This is a genomic window from Planotetraspora thailandica (assembly GCF_016863335.1).
GTDB lineage: Bacteria > Actinomycetota > Actinomycetes > Streptosporangiales > Streptosporangiaceae > Planotetraspora > Planotetraspora thailandica.
In genome coordinates this window covers 316176-333033 of record NZ_BOOR01000010.1, presented here as the reverse complement: position 1 = coordinate 333033, position 16858 = coordinate 316176, and the positions used below count along the sequence as shown (strand labels likewise).

Here is a 16858-nt window from a genome sequence, read left to right as displayed (position 1 = left end):
AGGAGCCGACCGCATGTCACATCGATCGTCCGAAGCCGCCGCGCCTCCCCTCGGACGCCTGTACGACGTCGGAGGGCGGCGGCTGGCGCTGCACCGGTCCGGCACCGGAAGCCCCGCGGTGGTGTTCCTGCCTGGGGCCGGCCTGGTCGGCCTCGACTACCTGAACATCCATGACCGCACCGCCGAGCTGACCACCAGCGTGATCTACGACCGCGCGGGCACCGGCTGGAGCGGGCCGGCGCAGCTGCCCCGCGTCGCCGCCGAGGTCTCCGGCGAGCTGCACGATCTGCTGCACGCCGCCGGTGTCCCCGCGCCCTACCTGCTCGTCGGCCACTCGCTGGGCGCGGTCTACGCCCGCAGCCTCGCGGCGCGTTTTCCGGGCGAGGTCGCCGGCCTGCTCCTGCTCGACCCCTTCCACGAGGACATGCACGCCCTCGCCCCCCAGCACGTGAAGGACAAACTCGCGCAGATGAAGCAGGGTGACCTGCCGGAGGCGACCGAGGAGCAGATCGAGGCCTCGCGCGGACCTCTCACCCGGCATTTCGCCAAATGGCCGGACGCGGTGCGCGGGCCGCTGATCGAACACCACCTGACCGCGTGGCAGGCGGGCTGGCAGGAGGACAAGAACCTCTACGACGTGGTCGCCGACGAGCTCCGGCATGGGCCCGGCCTGCCCGACGTGCCGATGATCGTGCTCACCGCGGGGGCCGTCGACTCCACCCAGGTGCACCTGTGGTCGGAGGAGACCGCCCGGGAGATCAACGCCGCCAAGGTCGACCTGCACGCTCGGCTGGCCGCGTCGGTGCCCCGCGGAGAGCACCGCGTCCTCGACGACGCCGGCCACGGCTGGATCCACGAGGAGCGCCAGGACGCCGTGCTCCAGGCGATCACCGACCTGCTCGCCCGATGGCACCCGGCCCTCTGAATAGGGCTTCCGCGGGCGGCCTAGAGTTGCCCATATGAGCCCAAAGATCGCGACGGCGGACACCGTCACCCGTGAGCAGTTGCTCGATTTCGTGCGCGTACGGCACCAGGCGATCGTCATCACCACCCGCCGCGACGGACGGCCGCAGGCGTCGCCCGTGACCTGCGGCGTCGACGACGAGGGCAGGATCGTGGTCTCGACCTATCCCGAGCGGGCAAAGACCCACAACGCCCGCCGGGACGAGCAGGTCAGCGTCATCGTGCTCTCGGACGACTTCGGCGGCCCGTGGGTGCAGGTGGACGGCACCGCCGAGGTGCTCGACATGCCCGAGGCGCTCGAACCCCTCGTGGACTACTACCGCTGCATCTCAGGAGAGCATCCCGACTGGGACGAATACCGTGAGGCCATGAAGCGGCAGGACAAGTCGCTGCTGCGCGTCACCCCCACCCGCTGGGGCCCGGTCGCGACCGGAGGCTTCCCCGCCCGCCTCGCCTGACCTCAGACCCGGGCCGTCAGCGGGCGGCCGCCCGCACGGTGTGCTGGAGCAGCAGCGCGGTCGTCACCGGGCCCACCCCGCCAGGCACCGGGGTCAGCGCCCCTGCCTTGTCCGCGACGGTGACGGCGTCGACGTCGCCGACCAGCCCGCCGTCAGGGGTGGGGTTGGTGCCCACGTCGATCACGACGGCCCCGGGAGCGACGTGCTCGGCGGTGATCAGCCCCGCCCTGCCGGCCGCCGCGACGACAACGTCGGCGGCCGAGGTGACGGCAGCCAGGTCCGCGGTGCGGGAGTGGCAGACGGTGACCGTGGCGTTCCTGTCCAGCAGCAGGTGCGCCACCGGCTTGCCGACCACGGTCGACCGGCCCACGACGGCGACGTGGCGGCCGGTCAGAGGCACCTCATGATGCTCCAGGATCCGGACGACGGCCTCGGCGGTGGCCGGGGCGAACGCGGGCAGCCCGGCCGCCAGGCGACCCAGGGAGACCGGGTTGGCCCCGTCGACGTCCTTCGCGACCGCGATGGCCAGAGCCGTCTCCTGGGCGTTGACCCCGGCCGGCAGGGGCGTCTGCATGATGATGCCGTGAACGGTGTCGTCCGCGCTCAGCTCGCCGAGCCGTACCCGGATCTCCTCGGCCGTCGCGCCGGGGCCGAGATCGACGATGTCGCAGACGATGCCGGCCTTCTCCGCGGCCCTCGCGATCGAGCGCACGTACCAGGCGCTGGACTCGTCGGCGGTGGCCACGACGACGGCCAGCCGGGGCGGGGTGCCCGCCGCCGTGAGCGCCGCGGCCTCGTCGGCGGTCGCCGCGCGGACGGCGGCGGCCAGTTCTCTGCCGGACAGGACGGCGGCGGTCACTTGGCGATCTCCGCGCGGACGGCGGCGGTGACCTGCTCGGCCCGCGCCGCGAGGTCGTCGACCTTGGCGGCCTCGGCGGTCAGTTCGGCGCGGAAGGCGTCGTCCCTGACGCCGCCCAGATTGATCTCGATGTTGACCCGGGCGGTGGTGGCCGCGGCTCTGGCGGCCTCGGCCGCCGCCGCCACGTCGGTGACGACGTTGCGGTTGCCGATCGGCAGCAGCCGTTCGGCGAACCCGATGGCGGCCTGGGCCACGGCGATCACCTCGGCCGGGGGTCTGGCCGCGCCCACCAGGGCCTCCGCGATGGCGGCAGACCGGGCCGCCTTCGCCTCGTCGGTGTCCTTGGGCAGCTTGTAGGCGTCGGTGACCGCGGTGAACGCCGCCGCGTCGTCCTCGGCCAGGCGCAGGGCGGCCGCACGCAGCGTGTCCGTCTCGGCGATGATCGTCGCGATGTCGCGCTCGTGGGCCGCGTATGCGGCGCCCGTGCTGTAGCGGGCGACCATGCCCAGCAGGGCCGCCGCCTGGGCGGCGTGCAACGCCGCGGAGGCGCCTCCACCCGGCGCGGGCACACGATCGGCCAGCCGGTGCAAGAAGTCGCTGATCTTCTCGTCGCGCATGGGCGCTCGTCCTCCGGTCGGTTCTCACAACGGGTTCTGCCACGGGCCATGCGGCGGCGGGACGCCCGGAAATACTCCCATGAACCGCCGTTCCGCCCGGGCACGGACCCGGCCGCTCACCGTCAACCTCCCCCGCATCCGAAGCGTCATCCTTACTGCCCGGTCGGCGTGAGCACGCGGAACCGCCTGTCGCGGCGTGAGGCGCGGAGAGGGGATGGCGGTGCGGGTTCCGTCCGGCGAGACGAGATCGGCCGGGCTGATCACCGGTGGAGATCGACGCCGGGTCTTCCCATGACAGCTCTTTACGATCACAATGCTGCCACTTCGGGTGTTTCGGGCGTTTCTGGGTCGCACCCCCGCTGGTATGTCCCGGTGGGAGCCCGGCCGCGCCCGAGCATGGAGGGAAGAGAGGCACCGATATCGTCCGCGACACCCCTGGAGCGCGCTGAGTGATTGTCACGCTTGCGGCCTCGGCCGTCGTGGCGGGGCTCGTGATCTCCGCGATCCTCGCGTTCGCCGTCAGCCAGAACAGGGGCGTCCAGTACGTGCGCGGAGCGGAGCGGCGCAGCCTGCCGGACGGCGCCGCCGCGCCGGCCTCCGCCGGCGGGCCCGCCACAACGCAGCAGCCTGCGGCCGTGGAGGCCGACATTCCTGCGGGCGGTACGGCCCCGGCCACGCCGGAAAGTGACGTGGACGGTGACCCGGCCGACGTGACGGATGCCGACGACTGGCCGGGCACGCCGCTCGCGCCGCTCGTGGCCGCCCCCCGGGAGGCCCCAGACGGCGCCGACGACGGCGGGGGCGACGGCGGTCCTCGGCGTGACCACGATCCGGCCGGGCGGCGGGCCGTACCTGTCTCGGATGTGCAGCAGGAGGACGAGCAGCAGGAGGACGACGCTCCGCGCCCGGTGTCCCTGGTGAAGTTCGACGCGGCCGGCCGTACGAACGCGGGGAACCTGGGGGAGAACGCCGACGCCTACCTCATCCAGGAAAAGCTGATCGCCCTGGCCGACGGGGTCGCCTGGGGCGCCGAGAGCCGATGGGCGGCGGCCCTGGCGCTCGGGGCGGTGGTGGCCGATCAGGCGGCGTCCGCGGCGCCGGGGCCGGACGAGTCGCTGCGCGACAGCCTGGAATTCGCCAACGCGGTGTTGCGCGACAAGGGCGTCGAAGTCCCCGAGCTGAGAGGGATGGCGGCCGCCCTCGACGTCGTCGTCCTCGCCGAGGTGGCCGGCCCGCTGACATCCTGGGCCCTCGTCTGCGCGCACATCGGCAGCGGGAGCGTCTACCTGTTCCCCTCGCCCGGCGAGGGTGAGATGCTGACCACTCCCCAGTCGGTCGGCGCGGACCCGATCGTGCGCGCCGTCGGAGCGGGCGACCACGTGACCGGCGACGTGGAAAGCACGCCCGTACGGCCGGGCGCTCTGGTGGTGCTCGCCTCCAACGGCCTGACCGAGGTGTTGTCGTTCCCGGAGATCCAGGCCGTCGTCGGGCGTAATTTCCACGCCGCGCCGCACGTGTGCGCGGAAGTGTTGCTGAGGCTGGCCTACCGTAACGGCCCCAAGGACGACGTGACGGTCGTCGTGGCCCGGGTCGTACGCGTGACCGGTTACGTCTGGGGCCCGTGAATCGTCGGTGATCCCCGAGCGGAGTTCCCCGAGTGGAGGCGGTGAGGTTCTGTGCAGGCCCTGAAGACCGTGAAGGCCGCGGCGACGCGGGTGGCGAACGCGCCGGTCAATTTCGGGATCTACCGGGCCGACGCCGACGTGATCGCCCCAGGCGAGCTGCTCGCCGAGGTGGCCGCGTCCGGATACGACGGGATCGACTCCGGGCCGATCGGGCTCTTCCTTCCGCACGAGCTCGTGCGGGCCGGGCTGGGTCTCGCGGGCGGCTGGATCGACCTGCGGTACGGCGACCGCGCCGGCTTCGAGGAGGATCTCGCGGGGTTGCGTGCGGCGCTGGACGTGTTCGCCCGGATGCCTGTGGACGACGCCCGCTTCGCCCCGCGGCCGACGCTGGCGTGCCCGCCCCATCCCGGAAGGTTCGCCCGGCCCGCGGCGGGAGTGCCCGGCATGCCGGACGCCGCCTGGCCCGGGTTCGCGGCCCGCGTGCAGATCGCGGCCGACATGTGCCGCGAGGCCGGTCTGGAGCCCGCCTTCCACTTCCACCTGGGCACCGATGTGGAGACCCCCGCCGAGGTCGAGCGGCTGCTGGAGCTGACCGACGTGGGGGTCTGCCTGGACACGGGCCACCTCTGGCTCGCCGGGGGCGACCCGGTGGCCGCGCTCGCCTCCTGGGCGGGGCGGGTGCGTCAGGTGCACGTCAAGGACGCCAGCAGGGCCGCACTCGCCGGGGACGGCGACCTGTCTGCGGCCGTGGCCAGGGGCTGTTTCCCCGCGCTCGGGCAGGGGGAGGTGGACCTCGCCGCCTTCGCCGCCGCACTCCACGAGAGCGGATATGAGGGGTGGGTCGTCGTCGAGCAGGACGCCCCCGCGCACGGTCAGGACCTGGCCGCGATCCGCGCGGACCAGCGCGCCAACCGGCGGTTCCTGCGACGTCACGGCTTCTGATCTCGCTGGATCAGTCGCCGTCCACGAGCCCCGCCTCGTAGGCGATGATCGCGGCCTGGACCCGGTTGCCGACGCCGAGCCGGGCCAGGATGGCGCTGACGTAGGTCTTGACGGTGCCCTCCACCAGATGCAGCCGCGTGCCGATCTGGGCGTTGGACAGCCCCGCGCCGAGCAGCGCGAGCACGTCACGCTCACGCGGGGTCAGGCCGCCGGCCCGCGCCCGCGCCTCGGCGGCGCGGCGCATCCGCCCCCCGTCGAGCTGGCTGATCACGCGGTGGGCGACCTCGGGCGACAGGTAGGCGGCCCCGCCCGCCACCGCGCGCACCCCGGCCAGCAGCTCACGGGGGTCGCCCGACTTGAGGAGGAACCCGCCGGCGCCGTCGCCGAGGGCCCGCGTGATGTACTCGTCCTCCCCGAAGGTCGTCAGCATCACCACCCCCGTGTCCGGTGCGATGCGGCGGATCTCCGCCGCCGCGGCCAGCCCGTCCAGCCGCGGCATGCGGATGTCGAGCAGCACCACGTCGGGGCGGCACGAAAGCGTCAGCTCGACGGCCTCATGTCCGTCTCGCGCCTCCGCGACCACCTGGATCTCCGGATCGGTGGACAGGATGGCCCGCACCCCTGCCCTGATCATGGCCTCGTCGTCGGCCAGCACCACCTTGATCACGCAGGTTCCCTCCGCTTCTCGTCCCCCGGCTCGTACGGCAGGCGGGCGACGGCCTCGAACCTGCCGCCCCTCGGCCCGGCGTTAAAGGCGCCCCCGGCCAGCCGTACACGCTCGCGCAGCCCGACCAGGCCGGTGCCGTCACCGATGGCGCCCGCGGGAGCCGGGTTGGACACCGAGACGGTGACCGTGCCGGGGGTGCGATCGACGCGTACGGACACGGGAGCCCCGGGGGCGTGCCGCGCGGCGTTGGTGATGGCCTCCTGCACGACGCGGTAGGCGGCGTTGCGGACGAGCGACCCCTCCCAGTCGTCGTCGGCCGCGAGGGAGGGGTCGCCGGCCAGTTCGACGGTCATGCCCGACGACCTCGCTCGCTCGACCAGTGCCGCGATGTCCTCACCGTGGGGCGCGAGCGGCGCCCGCCCGCCGTCGTCCGTGGGCCCACCGTCGTCCGCGAGGACGCCGATCACCTGGCGGAGCCGCGCCGTCGTGGCGCCCGCCGCCTGGCGCAGCTCGCTCGCCGCGGCCCGATGGCATTCGGCGAGGTCGGGGGCCATCTCCAGCGCTCCGGCGCGCAGCGCGATCAGGGCGAGCTCGTGGCCGAGCGAGTCGTGCATGTCCTGGGCGATGCGGGCACGCTCGCGGAGCCGGGCCTGCGCGGCGACCATACGGCGTTCGCGTTCCCGCTGGTCCTGGCGCTGGCGCACGTACAGCCCGGCCATCCACGGCAGGACGCTCGTGATGAGCACCCCGGTGAGGATCGGCACCCAGACCGTCTCCTTCGGCGCGGGACCGTTCGTCGAGATGAGCGTGAGGAGCCCGCCGATCGCGAAGATCGCCCCGAAGACCCCGAGCACCGTGCGGGGCCGGGCCATCCGCCGCCCGGCAAGATAGCTGAAGGCCACGATGGCGATCGTGAACCCGTTGAGCGGTCCCACGCGCACAAGGGTGTCGAGCGGCCACAGGTGCACGGTGGCCAGTGCCTTCGTCGCCTGCCATGGCCCCATGACCAGGACGACCAGCATCGACGCGAGGGGCGCGGCCCTGCTGATCAGCACCGCGAACGTCACGACGGACACGCCCGCGAGCGCGACGGCGACAAGGTCGTCGCCGCTGAGCGGTTCCCAGTCGTAGGGGTCGCCGGGCAGGAACACCATGGGCAGGCACACCACGGTCCAGAGCAGGAAGTCCGCGAAGACCTCCTGGGCGCTCCGCCTCCGGATCCACCGCGTCATGCCCTCGACGCTACAAGCCGGGAGGAGGACCGCCCTCCTCCGTGAGGACCAGCCCCGACCCTGCCGAAGGTGAGGGGCGGGAGGCGACGTTCGTACGCGGCGGCGGGGCGGCCGTGCTCCGTAGCGTCGATCATCGTGACCGATGCGATCCTCGACCTGCTGCGGCAGGTCATGGCCTCCCCCTGGGTCTATCTCCTGCTCTTCGCCGTCGCGCTGGTCGATGCGTTCTTCCCCGCGGTGCCGAGCGAGACCGCGGTCATCACGGCCGGGGTGTTCGCCGCGACCGGCGGCCCCGACCTGGCGGCCGTGATCGCCGTCGCGGCGCTCGGCGCGTTCGCCGGAGATCACGTCTCCTATTTGGCCGGCCGTACGGCCGGGCGCAGGGTGCTCGGGCGGCTGCGGCCGGGCACGCGCGGGCGGGCCGCCGCCGACTGGGCCGAGCGGACGCTCGCGGAGCGCGGCGGGCTGCTCCTGGTGGTCGCGCGTTATGTGCCTGGCGGCCGGACGGCGGCGACGCTGACGGCGGGCGCCGGCGGATATCCGCTGCGGAGGTTCACGTTGTTCGACGCGATCGCCACCGTTTCGTGGGCCGCGTATTCGACCTTGATCGGCTTCGTCGGCGGCATGGCCTTCGAGCACGACCCGATGAAGGGCCTGTTGCTCGGCCTCGGCATCGCGATCGGTGTCACGGTCGTCATCGAGACCGTCCGGCACCTGCGCGGGCGTGCCGCCCGTCGTCAGGCGCCGGACGGTGAGGTTCTTGAGACGTCACACACCGGGTGGGCGGCATCCCGCGAAGACTGAGGTCACCCGGTTCGGGGGGACAACCGCCGGGCGAGCGTCTCCAGCATCGCGACGAGTTCGGCGATCTCCGCCGGGTCGTCTGTATGGGCCGCCGAGGCGAGCGCCCCGGCGATGGACGAGGAACGCACCTCGGCGAGCCGGGCGGAGACCTCGGGTGCCGCGCGGATCAGCGTGCGGCGGCGGTCACGCGGGTCGGGCCCGGTGACGATCGAGCCCGCCTCGCGGAGCCGGGCGACCGCGCCGGAGACGGCGCTCTGAGGCAGGCCGGTCCGGCCGGCGATGTCGCCGACCGACGTCTCCGGATGTTCGCGCAGGTCGCTCACCACGACCAGGACCGTTCGCACGCTCGTGGTCTGTGGCGCGAGGCCCTCGACCGGCATGGCCTCTTCCCCGATCTTCATGAGGGTCCGGCCGAGGAGGAAGAGCTCGACACCGTTCATGCGTCCATGATACATCAGAAGTGATGCATCATTTCTGATGTAATTTCCGAGAAGGAGAAGATCATGGGTTACCTCCGCGTGGCGGGTGCACGGCTCTACTACGAGATCCACGGGAGCGGGCCGGTGTTGCTGATCTCCCAGAGCGGCGAGGGCGACGCCGGGCGCACCGCCGACCTGGTCGCTCACCTGGCGGCGGATCACACGGTGGTGACCTACGACCGCCGCGGCCTGTCGCGCAGCACGCTCGACGACCCCGGCGCGGGCGCGAGCGTGGCCGACCACGCCGACGACGTCCGCCGCCTGCTGACCGAGGTGTCCGACCGGCCGGCGGGCATGCTCGGGTGCAGCATCGGCGCCGTGCTGGGCCTGCACGTGGCGGCCACCCACCCCGGGCTGCTGCACACGCTGATCGCCCATGAGCCGGTCGCCCCCGCTCTGCTGCCCGGCGCCCTGCGCGGCCGTCACGAGCGCGAGCTCCTGGCGGTGCGAGAGGTCTACCGCAAGGAGGGCCTGCGTGCGGCCGTCACCGAGATCGCGCGCACGCTCGGCATCGATCCGGAGGGCCAGGAGACCGAACCCGGCATCACCTCTCACCCGATGGACGCCCGCAGGACGGCGAACTTCGGGTTCTTCATCGACAACGACGTCGCCGCCTTCGCCCGGGACACGCCGCCGCTCGCCGGGCTGGCCGGCTCGGCCACCCGCGTCATTCCCGCGGTGGGCCGCACCACCCCGCCCGAGGTCTTCGACCATCGATGCGCGCGGGAGCTGGCGGCCCTGCTCGGCGTGGCCGTCGATGAGTTCCCCGGAGGGCACAACGGCAACCTGACCCACCCTCGGGCGTACGCGACCCGGGTGCGTGCCCTGATGGCAGAGGGCAGAACCAGCTGATAGACCGGAAAAGCGAGGCAAAACCGCCGATGAAGCAGGAGGAATCGTGATGAAACTGCACATCCTCGACTGCGGAGCAATGAGCTGCGACCTGACCTGGCTGCTGCTCAAGCCGGGCCGATCCCTGCGACCACGATCCCAGCGGACCAAGCCGGTCGAGTGGTATCGCTGCGCGACCCATGCCGTCCTCGTCGAGACGGAGGAAGGGACCCTCCTGTGGGACACGAGCTGCCCGCGTGACTGGGAGACCCGCTGGGCGCCCACCGGCCTGCAGGAATACTTCCCGTACGACCAGGTCTCGGACGAGCAGTACCTCGACGCCAACCTCGGACGGCTCGGCGTCAGCCCCGAGAGCCTCGACTACGTGGTGCTCTCGCATCTCCACTTCGACCACGCGGGCAACGTCAGGACCTTCGCCGGCACCGGCGCGCGCCTCGTCGTCAACGACAAGGAGAAGGAGTTCGCCTTCGGCTACGAGGGCGCGTTCAAGGGGGCGCACCTCAAGGCCGACTACGAGGGCCTCGACTTCGAAACCGTGTCCGGCGACACCGAGATCCTGCCCGGTGTCACCCTCATCGAGGCTCCCGGGCACACCCCCGGCACCATGGCCATGCGCGTCGACCTTCCCGAGTCCGGCACGATGATCTTCACGTCCGACGCCGTCTACATGGGCGACTCCTACGGCCCGCCCTCCGTGCCCGCCACCATCGTCGACGACCTGGGCGCGTGGTACGCCTCCGTTGAGAAGATCCGCTCGATCGCGGAACGATCGCAGGCCCAGGTGATCTTCGGGCATGACACCGACCAGCTGCGTTCGATGCGCACCGCTCCGCACGGTCACTACAGCTGAGAGGCCGCCCATGCACACCGCACCCGCCGACCCCGAATCCGTCTTCACCTACGGCGCGCCCGCCCTGAAGTTCGGCCCCGGCGCCTCAGCCGAGATCGGCTTCGACCTGAGCCGGTACGGGGCCCGCCGCGTCCTCGTCGTCACCGACCCCCGCGTGGCGGCCACAGGCGCACCCGCCCGCATCGCCGAGCAGCTCGCCGGTTACGGCATGGAGGCCCACGTCTACGACGGCACTCACGTCGAGCCGACGGACGAGAGCCTGATCGCCGCCGTCGAGCACGCCCGCGCGACCGGCCCCTGGGACGCCTTCGTCGCCGTCGGCGGCGGATCCAGCATCGACACCGCCAAGGCGGTCAACCTGCTCACGACCAACCCCGGCGAGCTGATGGACTACGTCAACGCCCCCGTCGGAGGCGGCCGGGCCCCGTCACACCCGCTCAAGCCGCTGGTCGCGGTGCCCACCACCACGGGCACCGGCTCGGAGAGCACCACCATCTGCGTGCTCGACGTGCTGGAGCAGAAGGTCAAGACCGGCATCAGCCATGTGCGCCTGCGTCCGGTGCTCGCCGTCGTTGACCCCGATCTCACCCTCACCCAGCCTGCGGCCGTGACCGCCGCCGCCGGGATGGACATCCTCTGCCATGCCCTGGAGAGCTACACGGCCCGGCCGTACACGTCGTACGAGCGCAAGCGGCCCGAGGAGCGGGTGCCGTACTGCGGGTCCAACCCGGTGGCCGACATGTGGTCCGAGCAGGCGCTCCGGCTGCTGTCGTGCTCCTTCCGCCAGGCCGTACGGCAGGGCGACGACGCGCGGGCACGCGGCGAGATGGCGCTGGCGGCGACCTTCGCCGGGCTCGGGTTCGGCAACGCGGGCGTGCACATCCCCCACGCCAACGCCTATCCGATAGCCGGGCGGGTCAGGGACTTCCACCCGGACGGCTACCCCGGCGACGAGCCGATGGTGCCGCACGGCATGGCCGTCGCGCTCACCGCGCCCGAGGCGTTCCGGTTCACCTTCGAGGCCGCCCCGCAGCGGCACCTGCGCGCGGCCGAACTGCTCGACCCGTCGGCGGACAGGCCCGCCGACCTCGCCGAGTTCCTGCCCGGCGTGCTGACGGCCCTCATGCGGGACGTCGGCATCCCCGACGGCATCGGCGGCGTGGGCTACACGAAAGACGACGTGCCCGCGCTGGCAGAGGGCGCGATGATGCAGCAGCGCCTGCTCGCGACCTCTCCGCGGCCCGTCACGGAAGACGACGTCGCCGGCATCCTGACCCGGTCGATCACGCTCTGGTGAGGTGAAGCCATGGCCATCTACGACCTGCGCTGCGAGAGCGGACACCGTTTCGAGGTCGTGCAGTCTTTCACCGCGCCCCTGCCCCGCTGCCCTGAGTGCGGCGCGGTCACCCGCAAGGTGCCGAGCACGTTCGGCATCGGAGGCGGCGCGGCGGCGCGGGCGGCCTTGCCCCCGCCCGCCGAGATGATGCCGCAGACCTGGCGCGGCACCTACGGCGGCGACCGTGAATACGTGGCCGCTCTGCGGCGGACCGCCGAGGCCCGCCGCAGCCTGGAGGAACGCCACCCTGAGCTGGCAGGTGACCGGCGGCCGGTCCTCGCCCACGAAGGCCGCTACGAGCGTTCGCCGCTGCGCGCCGGCGACTGCTGAAGTCCGGCCGGGCCGGAGGTCGTGCGCCCCCGGCCCGGCCGGAACGGTCAGAAGTCGTCGTCGAAGGACACCGTGCCGGTCACCCCGACCTGGTAGGCCGACACCCGCCGCTCGAAGAAGTTCGACAACTCCTGCACATCCTGGAGCTCCATGAAGGCGAAAGGGTTCTTCGACCCGTAGAGCGGCTCGATGTCGAGCTGGGCGAGCCGCCGGTCGGCCACATGCTCCAGATAGGAGCGCATGTCCGCCAGCGACAACCCGGGCACGCCCTGGCCGAGCAGGTCCTCGGCGAACTGCGCCTCGCACTCGACCGCCTCGGCCAGCATCTCGCGCACCTGCCGCCGCATCTCGTCGTCGAACAGGTCCGGCTCCTCCCGGCGTACGGTGTCGACCACGTCGAAGGCGAACGCCATGTGCATCGACTCGTCGCGGAAGACCCAGTTGGTGCCGGAGGCCAGGCCGTTGAGCAGACCTCGCGAACGCAGGAAGTACACGTACGCGAAGGCGCCGTAGAAGAACAGGCCCTCGATGCAGGCCGCGAAGCAGATCAGGTTGAGCAGGAACGCCCGCCGGTCCTCACGAGTGCGCAGCTCGCGCAGGTTGAAGACGGAGTCGATCCAGCGGAAGCAGAACTCGGCCTTGCGCCGGATCGAGGGGATGTTCTCGATCGCGGCGAAGGCGGCGAAGCGCTCGCCCTCGTCGGGCACGTAGGTGTCCAGCAGGTTCAGATAGAACTGGACGTGCACCGCCTCCTCGAACAGCTGGCGCGACAGGTACAGCCGCCCCTCGGGGGAGTTCACGTGCTGGTAGAGGTTGAGCACGAGGTTGTTGGCCACGATCGTGTCGCCGGTGGCGAAGAACGCGACCAGCCGGCTGACCAGGTGCCGTTCGGCGGGGGAGAGCCGGGCCAGGTCCTTGAGATCGGAGTGCAGATCGACCTCTTCGACCGTCCACGTGTTCTTGATCGCATCGCGGAACCGCTCGAAGAAGTGCGGATAACGCATGGGCCGCAGGGTCAGGTCCATGCCAGGGTCGAGCAACATCGGGCTCTCCTTGGGATCGGCGGCGGTCACTGGCAGGCCTCGCAGGACTCCGGGTTCTCCAGGGAGCACGCGATGGCCTCCTCCATCGGCACCGCCGGCCGGGAGACCGCGACCGTCGCCTGCTGGATGCGGGTCGCGGGCCGCGACCGCAGGTAGTAGGTCGACTTCAGGCCCGACTTCCAGGCGTGGAGGTACATCGAGCTGAGCTTTCCGATGCTCGGCGCGCTCATGAACAGGTTGAGCGACTGGCTCTGGTCGACGTACGGCGCACGTGCCGCGGCCAGGTCGATCAGCGACCGCTGCGGTAGTTCCCACGCGGTGCGGAACAGCTCGCGCACCTCGGCGGGCAGCGCCTCGATGCCCTGCACCGAGCCCTCCGCCCGCTTGATGGCGTCCCTGATCTCCTGGGTCCACAACCCCCGGGACTTCAGCTCGCCCACCAGCGCGGTGTTGATCTGGAGGAACTCGCCGCTGAGCGTCTCGCGCTTGAACAGGTTGGACACCTGGGGCTCGATGCACTCGTAGCATCCGGCGATCGACGCGATCGTGGCGGTCGGCGCGATCGCGATCAGCAGGGAGTTGCGCAGCCCGTGCGCCGAGATCCGCTCCCGCAGCGCCGCCCAGCGCTCGGCCTGCTCGCCGACGGTCCCCCACAGGTCGGGCTGGAGCTCGCCCCGGGCCGCCCGGGTCTGCTCGTAGGCGGGGTGCGGGCCGAACCGCTCCGCCAGGCCGGCTGAGGTCTCCAGCGCGGTCAGGTAGACCTCCTCCGCGATGCGGGTGGACAGCTCCTTGGCCGCCGCCGAGTCGAACGGCAGGCGCAGCGTGAAGAAGACGTCCTGCAGGCCCATCACGCCCAGCCCGACCGGGCGCCAGCGGGGGTTGCTCGCCGCCGCCTGCTCGCTCGGGTAGTAGTTGATGTCGATCACCCGGTCGAGGAACGTCACGGCGGTGCGGACCGTCGCGCGCAGCCGCTCCCAGTCGACGCCGTCGGCGGTCGTGTGCGCCGCCAGGTTGACCGAGCCGAGGTTGCACACGGCCGTCTCGGCGTCGCTCGACACCTCGATGATCTCCGTGCACAGGTTGGACAGGTGCACCACGTTGCCCGGCACGGCGGTCTGGTTGCACAGCCGGTTGGAGGCGTCCTTGAAGGTCATCCACCCGTTGCCGGTCTGCGCCAGCGTGCGCATCATCTTGCCGTACAGGTCGCGTGCGTTGACCTGGCGGACGTACCGGCCCTCCTGCTCGGCCGTACGGTAGACCGCGTCGAACTCCTCGCCCCACAGGTCGGGCAGCTCGGGCACCTCGTCCGGATCGAACAGCGACCACACCCCGTCGGCCTCGACCCGGCGCATGAACTCGTCGGGGATCCAGTTGGCCAGGTTGAGGTTGTGGGTGCGCCGGGCGTCCTCGCCCGTGTTGTCGCGCAGCTCCAGGAACTCCTCGATGTCCGGATGCCAGGGCTCCAGGTAGACGCAGGCCGCACCCTTGCGCCTTCCGCCCTGGTTGACCGCGGCGACCGACGAGTCGAGCGTCCTCAGGAACGGCACGATGCCGTTGGACTGGCCGTTCGTGCCGCGGATCAGGGCTCCGCGCGAGCGCACCCGCGACCAGGAGATGCCGATGCCGCCGGCGAACTTCGACAGCTGCGCCACCTGCGCGTACCGCTCGTAGATCGAGCCCAGCTCGTCCCGCGGGGAGTCGACCAGGTAGCACGAGGACATCTGGGTGTGCCGCGTGCCGGAGTTGAACAACGTCGGCGAGCTCGGGAGGTAGGCCAGCGACGACAACAGCCGGTAGAACTCGATCGCCTCCGCCGGGGTGTGCGACAGGCCGCAGGCCACCCGCAGCAGCCAGTATTGCGGGGTCTCCACCACCAGCCGGCTGATCGGATGCCGCAGCAGGTAGCGGTCGTAGACCGTGCGCAGGCCGAAGTATTCGAACCGCAGATCGCCGCGCACGTCGACGGCGTCGTCGAGCTTGCGGGCGTTGGCCGCCACGAAATCGGCGGTGGCGTCGCCGATCAGGCCCTGCGCGTGGCCGAGCCGGATCGCCTGGCTGAAGGAGGCGATGCCCTGGCCGCGCACCTCCTTCTCGATGTATCCCGACAGCAGGCGGGCGGCCAGCCGCGAATATTGGGGCTCCTCGCCGATCATCTCGGCGGCCGTCTGGATCGACAGCCGGTCGAGCTCGTCGGTGGTCGCCCCGTCGTACAAGCCGCTGATCGTCTTCGTCGCGACCCGCAACGGGTCGACGTCGGCCAGGTCGCCGGCCCAGCGCTCCACAGCGCGGACGATCTTGTTCACATCGACGGGCTCACTCGCACCGTTGCGCTTGCGCACGTGCATCTGAACCCGCCGGGACTGGCCGGAATCGACCCCCGTCTGGACGTCATCGATGACCGTCACACCTACTCCCCTCGCGACCCTCAAACCGGTGGGGCCCGGTAGGCGCGCAGGAGGCAGCGGCGGCGAAGAGGCGAAATCACGCGCGCCGGAGCCGTCGGCCGTCCCGCGCGGCCTCGGACCAGCCGCGCACGCTGATCGTGCGCGGCGCGCTGGCAGGTCTTCGGACTCATGGGCGGGTACGGCACGAGCCGTGGTGCCTACTGACTGTCGCTTCCCGGACCGCCTCGGCGGGTCCAGTGCATCTGACAGTGGTCGTTCCCAATCACCGCTGCGGGGCAGTTCCGGAATTGGCGGGCTCGCGAGCCGCCGCCGCACCGGATTCCCTCTTGCCTCGGCCGCCCTGGATGGGCGACCGAACCAGCTGCAGGAGACACCATATATAGGGGCTCGGAGAAAGTCACACCCAACATGTCGTGTTGGGTGTGATCGGTGAGCTACTTGGTCGCCGCGTCCAGCGCGTCACGCAGGCCGGTCGAGGTGAGGGCCTGGTCGTTGCTGAGCTGCTTGCCGTCGAGCATGAGTGTGGGTGTGCCCTGGATCGTATTCAAGGCCGTCTGCGTGCGTTGCTGCACTTGGGCGGCGTTGCCCTGGGCCTCCATGCAGGACAGAACGGCCGGGTCGGTGATCTTCGCGTCGGCCGCGAACTTCTTCAGGTCGTCGATCGTCAGCGCCACCTTCTCGTCCGGCTGCTTGGCGAACAACTCGTCGTGGAAGGCCATCCACGAGTTGCCGGGCACGCACTGCGCCGCGGCGGCCGCCCGCAACGATCCCTGGGGGTTGACGAAGGCGATCGGGTGGTAGACGACCTTGATCTTGCCCTCGGCGGCGAACTGCTTGATCTGGGCGGCGTTGATGTGCTCGAACTCCTTGCAGATCGGGCACTGGAAGTCCTCGTAGACGTCCAGCACCGGCTTGGTCACCCCGGGCCGGGCCATGACGACCGTGCCGTCCTGCTGCACGCTGACCGGGGCCAGTGCGCCCGAGTAGGTGGTCGGCTTGGTCCTGTTCGCCTGGACGAGCAGGCCGACCACGATGGCGATGATCACCACCAGGCCGATCGTCGTGAACACCACGATCCGGCGTCGCCTCTCCTTCTGCGCCTGCTGGATCTGCTCCTGCCGCAGTCGTTCACGGGCCGACTGCCGGGCCGCCGCCTTACTCATGATGCTCCAAGTCCTCTAAACCACACTTTGACGATATTGCAGTGATTTATGACAATATGGCCGGTTTGCGGAGATTTAGGGTGCGGCATGGGCATTGGGGCCCTTGAGATGAACAGGCGCCCGGCTTCAGGGGTCTGAGGCCGCGACGGAACCCGGGCCGTCCTCGGGGGTGCATGTCCTCCATCACTGCTCACAGGCACATCGCTGTGGAGCCTATAGGGGAGGGCCTTCGG

Annotated in this window: 17 protein-coding genes and 1 riboswitch; of the genes, 9 read left to right on the top strand and 8 right to left on the bottom strand. The window is 71.2% G+C overall.

Annotation, left to right across the window (positions count from 1 at the left end; all coding sequences use genetic code 11):
* Positions 1–13 precede the first annotated feature (13 nt).
* Positions 14–925 (top strand): alpha/beta fold hydrolase, encoded by a 912-nt coding sequence (locus Pth03_RS10600; RefSeq protein WP_203943978.1) that lies wholly within the window; start codon positions 14–16, stop codon positions 923–925.
* 34 nt (positions 926–959) lie between these two features.
* Entirely contained in the window at positions 960–1421 is a 462-nt protein-coding gene (locus Pth03_RS10595; RefSeq protein ID WP_203943977.1) for a PPOX class F420-dependent oxidoreductase, read from the top strand.
* A gap of 16 nt (positions 1422–1437) precedes the next feature.
* Here Pth03_RS10595 and Pth03_RS41365 read toward each other — a convergent pair whose 3' ends face one another.
* Positions 1438–2280 carry a bifunctional 5,10-methylenetetrahydrofolate dehydrogenase/5,10-methenyltetrahydrofolate cyclohydrolase gene (locus Pth03_RS41365; protein WP_239118912.1) on the bottom strand — a complete coding sequence of 281 codons (843 nt, stop codon included), beginning with the start codon at positions 2278–2280 and terminating at the stop codon, positions 1438–1440.
* The gene (locus Pth03_RS41360) at positions 2277–2897 is read right to left on the bottom strand and encodes a cyclodeaminase/cyclohydrolase family protein (protein WP_239118911.1); all 621 of its coding nucleotides are present in this window, start codon (positions 2895–2897) and stop codon (positions 2277–2279) included. The genes Pth03_RS41365 and Pth03_RS41360 overlap by 4 nt, the downstream gene beginning before the upstream one ends.
* Before the next feature lie 449 nt (positions 2898–3346).
* Here Pth03_RS41360 and Pth03_RS41355 point away from each other — a divergent pair, with 449 nt between their 5' ends.
* Together Pth03_RS41355 and Pth03_RS10585 are read left to right on the top strand one after the other, a co-directional pair.
* A complete protein-coding gene (locus Pth03_RS41355) occupies positions 3347–4522 on the top strand; it encodes a PP2C family protein-serine/threonine phosphatase (RefSeq protein ID WP_239118910.1) in 1176 nt (391 codons plus the stop codon).
* Between the two features lie 51 nt (positions 4523–4573).
* The gene (locus tag Pth03_RS10585; RefSeq protein ID WP_239118909.1) at positions 4574–5464 is read left to right on the top strand and encodes a sugar phosphate isomerase/epimerase family protein; all 891 of its coding nucleotides are present in this window, start codon (positions 4574–4576) and stop codon (positions 5462–5464) included.
* Positions 5465–5474: 10 nt separating this feature from the next.
* On the opposite strand, the gene Pth03_RS10580 is transcribed toward Pth03_RS10585, so the two are convergent.
* Together Pth03_RS10580 and Pth03_RS10575 are read right to left on the bottom strand one after the other, a co-directional pair.
* A complete protein-coding gene (locus Pth03_RS10580; RefSeq protein ID WP_203943976.1) occupies positions 5475–6131 on the bottom strand; it encodes a response regulator in 657 nt (218 codons plus the stop codon).
* Positions 6128–7363 (bottom strand): sensor histidine kinase, encoded by a 1236-nt coding sequence (locus tag Pth03_RS10575; protein WP_203943975.1) that lies wholly within the window; start codon positions 7361–7363, stop codon positions 6128–6130. The genes Pth03_RS10580 and Pth03_RS10575 overlap by 4 nt, the downstream gene beginning before the upstream one ends.
* Positions 7364–7498: 135 nt before the next feature.
* On the opposite strand from Pth03_RS10575, the gene Pth03_RS10570 reads away from it, so the two are divergent.
* Entirely contained in the window at positions 7499–8167 is a 669-nt protein-coding gene (locus Pth03_RS10570) for a DedA family protein (protein WP_203943974.1), read from the top strand.
* Positions 8168–8169: 2 nt separating this feature from the next.
* Here the strand turns inward: Pth03_RS10570 and Pth03_RS10565 are convergent, their stop codons facing one another.
* The gene (locus Pth03_RS10565; protein ID WP_203943973.1) at positions 8170–8607 is read right to left on the bottom strand and encodes a MarR family winged helix-turn-helix transcriptional regulator; all 438 of its coding nucleotides are present in this window, start codon (positions 8605–8607) and stop codon (positions 8170–8172) included.
* 63 nt (positions 8608–8670) lie between these two features.
* Here Pth03_RS10565 and Pth03_RS10560 point away from each other — a divergent pair, with 63 nt between their 5' ends.
* From Pth03_RS10560 to Pth03_RS10545, 4 genes are read left to right on the top strand one after another with little or no spacing between them, the layout of a single operon-like run.
* Complete coding sequence (locus Pth03_RS10560; RefSeq protein WP_203943972.1) at positions 8671–9498, top strand: alpha/beta fold hydrolase; 828 nt, start codon at positions 8671–8673, stop codon at positions 9496–9498.
* A 49-nt stretch (positions 9499–9547) separates the two neighbouring features.
* On the top strand, positions 9548–10348 hold the full coding sequence (locus Pth03_RS10555; protein ID WP_203943971.1) for an N-acyl homoserine lactonase family protein: 801 nt from the start codon (positions 9548–9550) through the stop codon (positions 10346–10348).
* Between the two features lie 10 nt (positions 10349–10358).
* The gene (locus Pth03_RS10550; protein WP_203943970.1) at positions 10359–11645 is read left to right on the top strand and encodes a hydroxyacid-oxoacid transhydrogenase; all 1287 of its coding nucleotides are present in this window, start codon (positions 10359–10361) and stop codon (positions 11643–11645) included.
* 9 nt (positions 11646–11654) lie between these two features.
* Positions 11655–12014 (top strand): FmdB family zinc ribbon protein, encoded by a 360-nt coding sequence (locus tag Pth03_RS10545; protein ID WP_203943969.1) that lies wholly within the window; start codon positions 11655–11657, stop codon positions 12012–12014.
* 47 nt (positions 12015–12061) lie between these two features.
* Here Pth03_RS10545 and Pth03_RS10540 read toward each other — a convergent pair whose 3' ends face one another.
* The 3 genes from Pth03_RS10540 to Pth03_RS10530 all read right to left on the bottom strand — a co-directional run bounded on the left by Pth03_RS10540 (position 12062) and on the right by Pth03_RS10530 (position 16625).
* Positions 12062–13057, bottom strand: coding sequence for a ribonucleotide-diphosphate reductase subunit beta (locus Pth03_RS10540; protein ID WP_203943968.1), 996 nt, complete (start codon positions 13055–13057; stop codon positions 12062–12064).
* A 26-nt stretch (positions 13058–13083) separates the two neighbouring features.
* Positions 13084–15462 (bottom strand): ribonucleoside-diphosphate reductase subunit alpha, encoded by a 2379-nt coding sequence (locus Pth03_RS10535; RefSeq protein WP_239118908.1) that lies wholly within the window; start codon positions 15460–15462, stop codon positions 13084–13086.
* A gap of 134 nt (positions 15463–15596) precedes the next feature.
* Positions 15597–15839, bottom strand: a riboswitch (cobalamin riboswitch).
* 57 nt (positions 15840–15896) lie between these two features.
* Complete coding sequence (locus tag Pth03_RS10530) at positions 15897–16625, bottom strand: DsbA family protein (protein ID WP_203943967.1); 729 nt, start codon at positions 16623–16625, stop codon at positions 15897–15899.
* Positions 16626–16858: the final 233 nt, after the last annotated feature.

What these genes read in the sequence shown, in the direction of transcription:
- Pth03_RS10600 (WP_203943978.1), top strand. Translation starts at nt 14, where the DNA reads ATGTCACATCGATCGTCCGAAGCCGCCGCGCCTCCCCTCGGACGCCTG.
- Pth03_RS10595 (WP_203943977.1), top strand. Translation starts at nt 960, where the DNA reads ATGAGCCCAAAGATCGCGACGGCGGACACCGTCACCCGTGAGCAGTTG.
- Pth03_RS41360 (WP_239118911.1), bottom strand. Translation starts at nt 2,897, where the DNA reads ATGCGCGACGAGAAGATCAGCGACTTCTTGCACCGGCTGGCCGATCGT.
- Pth03_RS10575 (WP_203943975.1), bottom strand. Translation starts at nt 7,363, where the DNA reads ATGACGCGGTGGATCCGGAGGCGGAGCGCCCAGGAGGTCTTCGCGGAC.
- Pth03_RS10565 (WP_203943973.1), bottom strand. Translation starts at nt 8,607, where the DNA reads ATGAACGGTGTCGAGCTCTTCCTCCTCGGCCGGACCCTCATGAAGATC.
- Pth03_RS10560 (WP_203943972.1), top strand. Translation starts at nt 8,671, where the DNA reads ATGGGTTACCTCCGCGTGGCGGGTGCACGGCTCTACTACGAGATCCAC.
- Pth03_RS10555 (WP_203943971.1), top strand. Translation starts at nt 9,548, where the DNA reads ATGAAACTGCACATCCTCGACTGCGGAGCAATGAGCTGCGACCTGACC.
- Pth03_RS10550 (WP_203943970.1), top strand. Translation starts at nt 10,359, where the DNA reads ATGCACACCGCACCCGCCGACCCCGAATCCGTCTTCACCTACGGCGCG.
- Pth03_RS10545 (WP_203943969.1), top strand. Translation starts at nt 11,655, where the DNA reads ATGGCCATCTACGACCTGCGCTGCGAGAGCGGACACCGTTTCGAGGTC.
- Pth03_RS10540 (WP_203943968.1), bottom strand. Translation starts at nt 13,057, where the DNA reads ATGTTGCTCGACCCTGGCATGGACCTGACCCTGCGGCCCATGCGTTAT.
- Pth03_RS10530 (WP_203943967.1), bottom strand. Translation starts at nt 16,625, where the DNA reads ATGAGTAAGGCGGCGGCCCGGCAGTCGGCCCGTGAACGACTGCGGCAG.